Source organism: Rhodopirellula maiorica SM1 (assembly GCF_000346295.1).
Taxonomy (GTDB): domain Bacteria; phylum Planctomycetota; class Planctomycetia; order Pirellulales; family Pirellulaceae; genus Novipirellula; species Novipirellula maiorica.
Window position 1 is genome coordinate 1 of the sequence record NZ_ANOG01000030.1, and the last position, 4,175, is coordinate 4,175.

At 49.9% G+C, this 4,175-nt stretch carries 3 protein-coding genes; 1 reads left to right on the top strand and 2 read right to left on the bottom strand.

From position 1 onward, the window contains the following. A partial coding sequence (locus RMSM_RS37970; protein WP_144057277.1) for an ArdC-like ssDNA-binding domain-containing protein occupies nucleotides 1–151 on the bottom strand: 151 nt, incomplete at its 3' end. A 105-nt stretch (nucleotides 152–256) separates the two neighbouring features. Between RMSM_RS37970 and RMSM_RS01150 the strand changes: the two genes are divergently transcribed. Further along, nucleotides 257–1,093 carry a hypothetical protein gene (locus tag RMSM_RS01150; RefSeq protein ID WP_008690233.1) on the top strand — a complete coding sequence of 279 codons (837 nt, stop codon included), beginning with the start codon at nucleotides 257–259 and terminating at the stop codon, nucleotides 1,091–1,093. A 17-nt stretch (nucleotides 1,094–1,110) separates the two neighbouring features. Here the strand turns inward: RMSM_RS01150 and RMSM_RS01155 are convergent. Continuing rightward, on the bottom strand, nucleotides 1,111–4,175 hold a 3,065-nt coding region (locus RMSM_RS01155), incomplete at its 5' end, for an RHS repeat-associated core domain-containing protein (RefSeq protein ID WP_040763417.1).

Here is a 4,175-nt window from a genome sequence, read left to right on the forward strand (position 1 = left end):
TAGCGTTTACCGCTTTCACGATCTTGGGCCAGCCATCGCCTCTGCCACGTTTGACAGGGTTCCGCCAAGGGACAACGCCCTTGTCGAGAAACTCGATGATGCGATCTGTCACTTCCTGATAGATATCGCGTTTTTGTTTTGTCTTTGCCATGCCGCCCACCTTTTGGTGGCGGCGTTACCCTGTCGTGTTGACGTCATGGTCAGCCCCTCTCGTTTGCGTTGATCGAGAGATAGCTATGACACAGGTTGATGTGTTATGTCAAGTAAAAAACGAATAGAACTCGATCAACTAGCCGTGACAAACTGTCATTTGCAAAACATATTCATTGCGTTTTGCGGAAAAACCATGTATCCATTCAGAATGGCAAATATTCATTTTACTAAACTCGTTGTGTTTACCGTGCTCATATTTTTCCTAGCCCTTGCTTTAACGTTCGCTTTCAACACTGAACAATCAATAAATGCGACGAAACAAACGAACGAATATGGCCTGGTAGAATTTGACCGAGACGGCCATCGTTATCTTTCGATGATACGTGGCAGTTCTCGAGAGTACGTTGTAAACGTTCTAGAGTCTGGAAAAGAAACTTGGTTCCCGATGTGGCTGAATATATTGGACGGCGCAATAATTCAGTTAACGGACAGCTACATCTTGATCGTCAGCTACACCAAAGAGGATAGCCAATCCGTCGGACAACTGACTTCAACATCTGTAGTTGATCTATTCGACAGGGCAGTATTGTTTGAGCGTCCTAGTTTGTTGGTCTCAACACGTACCGGTAGTCGCGACAAAATCGTGTATTTAGATCGCGCACGGATGATTAGTTGCTCTATTGCCGATCCCTGCGAAGGTGTTCGGGTCGGCTCAATAGAGATCAAAAGCCTGGATGCCATCTCAGTCGGGCGAGCGTCAGAAATATCAGCTATCGGTTGCGAATGGGCGACTGACAGTCCGCTTAGGCAATCCAAAACGCAATGTAAAGATAATTCAAATTTGCTCTGTTTTGTGCCAAGCGAAAAGCCAATAAGCCTGCTCTCTAAGTTCTGCGAATCCTATACAGCAAAATTATCCGAGAAAATCGATTGGTACTAAGGCGACAGCAATCCCACTTACTTGGTTATTCCAAGTTCATCAAGTCTGTCCTGCGTTGGCGAGCGTCTCCTTCTTCCTTTAAAAACGTCGTCCAATTCTTCAAGCACCATTCCGCGTTTCGTAACAGCTGGAACAGAGGTAACCGCTTGCTTCGGATTCTCAGCAACCAAATCTCCTATCGGATCGACCGGCCCAATTGTTGGCCTACGTCCTACAAGTAGCTGCTTGCAGAAAGACAATGCCTCTTTTACATCATTCCTAAAGCTGCGGCGAGGAACTCCTGCGTCGTCACCCGCTCTCAGCCCAAATGGATCAGTCAGCGTGTGTGGCGAGTTGAATACATAGCCATACAAATTTGGGTCCTTCCCGCGAAACCCAATTCTGTCCTCCGACACGAACTGCCCGATACCGCTTAGGTAATAGCGAGAGCGATAGAAATTGAGTTCCGTTTCGATGTCGTATTCCCGGCCCGTAAATAGATGCCTTGCCATCGACCCAGCATCGGATTCGGAAACAACGTTTCCGAACGAGTCGTAAACCAGATGGTTGAGAATACTCCCAACATTCGCGATTACCTCACGCGTCGTTCCAAGGTGATCGGTCAACAGCCATTGCGTTTGTTCGCTCCGTTCCTGAGCGAGTACCTGATCGACTTGTGGACCGTGGAAGTAACGTACTGCCACTTGATCGTTCAGCCCGTTTACATCGAGGATGATATCTTCGCGGTCATAGACGAACCTAAGTTCGGTTTCGTTGCCCGGTATTGCAGGGTCGCTGTCGATCCGCTTTTCAATACGGCGATCTAGGGCATCGTAACGATACTCAACGTCTTGCGTGATGATGCCACCAGATGAGAAATCTGTGACGCGGATCAATCGGTTGCGATGGTCCCAGATGAACCCCCGTGCTTCACCGCTTCCGATGTTCGTGCGGCGCGTCATGTTGCCTTCGGCATCATACGCATAGCTGAACGTACCGTCGGACAACAGGCGATTTTGCGGCCCTGTGACATAGCCGTTGTCATGCCGATGGCTGGTGACGCGGTTGCCATTCGCATCATAGCTGTAGGACTCATCACCGCGATCGTCTTCCTCAGCGCGATCAGCACCCGTCAGCTGACTGCGATCGTCATAGGCATAGTCGGTAACGCCATCGATGTCGGCAATCTGCGAAATCCGACTCGACGCGTCATATTCAAAATCGTAAAACGCCAGCACTGCGTCGGCAGCGTTCGTGTGATCCAGGTCGGTCAGTCGATTAAGCTCATCGTACTGGTATTCAGTGTTCGCAACAGTTGCGTTTCGCTGCAAATCGGAATAACGGGTGATCGAATCAAACTGCCCGATCTGGTTGTAGACCAGATCGACGAGCTTATCGGAAACGTCCGATCCCGATTGATTGACCGACACGGTGCGGTCGAGAGCGTCATAGTCATAGCCCGTTGTTGTACCGGCAGCGCCGTCGATCGTGTCCGTCACCGAAACGACATTCCCGTTGTCGTCATACGCATAAGTCAGCAAGACGGGCAGAGCGCCGGGAGTGCCCGTGTTATCGACCGTTTGAACGCGGTTCAAGTCGTCATAGCTGTAGGACAGTGAGCTAAACGCATCGCTGATGCTCAGCAGGTTGCTGCTCTGGTCATATTCATAACCAATCTGATTTACAACACTTCCATCAACCGGATCAATCCAGCTTTCCGTCAGCAGCCGGTCAAGATCGTCATAGACAAACCGCGTTTCCCGCCCATTGCGGTCAATCTTTCGCGTGAGATTGTCTTGCGTGTCGTAATGGTAACGTGTTGGAGCGTTCCGCTCCTCGAACTCGATGTCAATAACGAGCGACTTACCCGCATAGAAGAATGGATTACTCAAATTGAGATTTAGTAGGTCGATTGAAATCCAATCGTCGGCGAATTCGATAATTTGATCGACATCGATAATTTCAACATCGGACTGGTCCAAGTTGACCGAGACACTTCTGATTGCAGGAATTGATTGATCCGCATCGGAGAAGAGATACATCCCGGTTCCGTCGTTCTGTATCACATCGGGAAAGATGAAGGTGATTTGATCAGTCGAAAAATCGATTGTCTCACCAAGAGTTCGCAGGGTCGATTCGCTACCGGGTCCAAACTCCACTCCATCGCCAACCGTGATCGGCGTCGAATCAACATTGCCCTCTGATCCGCGACCCAGTTCCGCAGCGTGGATTCGGAGTCCAGTAAGGCCACCCATCGCAACTGCTTCATCCGAATCTGCGAAAACCTGGACTTCTTCAGTCAAGCGGTTTCTCGCGTCATAGGCAAACCGCGTGATGTTGCCCACCGGATCAGTAAGCGAAAGCAGATTATCGTCGGCATCATACGTAAATGTTGTTGCACCACCTTCGGGATCAATCGTTTCGATCAACCGAGAACGTGTATCGTAGGTTGTTTGGGTCACGAATCCCAAAGGATCAGTCGTGGCGACCAAGTTACCTTCGGAGTCATAAGCAAAGACTGTGGTTTGATCGTGATCGTCGATGGTGCTGATTAACCGATCGCGGGAATCGTACGCATTTCGGACGGTGCTGTTTTCCGCGTCGGTGATCGTGAGCAGATTGCCAGCAACATCGTAGGTGAAGTTCGTGATCGGTGACTGCAATGGTCCGGCACCGTCAGGGTCGGCTTCGGTGATTCTTGTCAATCGATTGAGGACGTCATACGTAAACGTCGTTCGATTTCCGTTGCCGTCAACGATTGCTGTTTGGTTTCCTGTATCGTCATACTCAAAAGATTGGGTTGCTTCATCCGGAGATCCGATGGCCGAGATAATCGTCTCAAGCTGTTGGTCGCTATCGCGATACTCAAACTGCGTCACGATATCTCGTGAGTCCGTGATAGTTTGGATAAGCCCCGAAGAGGTGTAAGTGAATGTTGTGATGATGTCGTCAGTTTCGCCGTTGGTTCCATTGTCAACTGAGCCAACGACCTCGCGCGCGGACAATTGATTTCCATTTGCCGGGTCGATGTCGAATATCGTGCGATGCCCTTCGCCATCGATCGACTCGGTAAGCTGTGAAAATGTCTCCTCGTAAGCAAGCC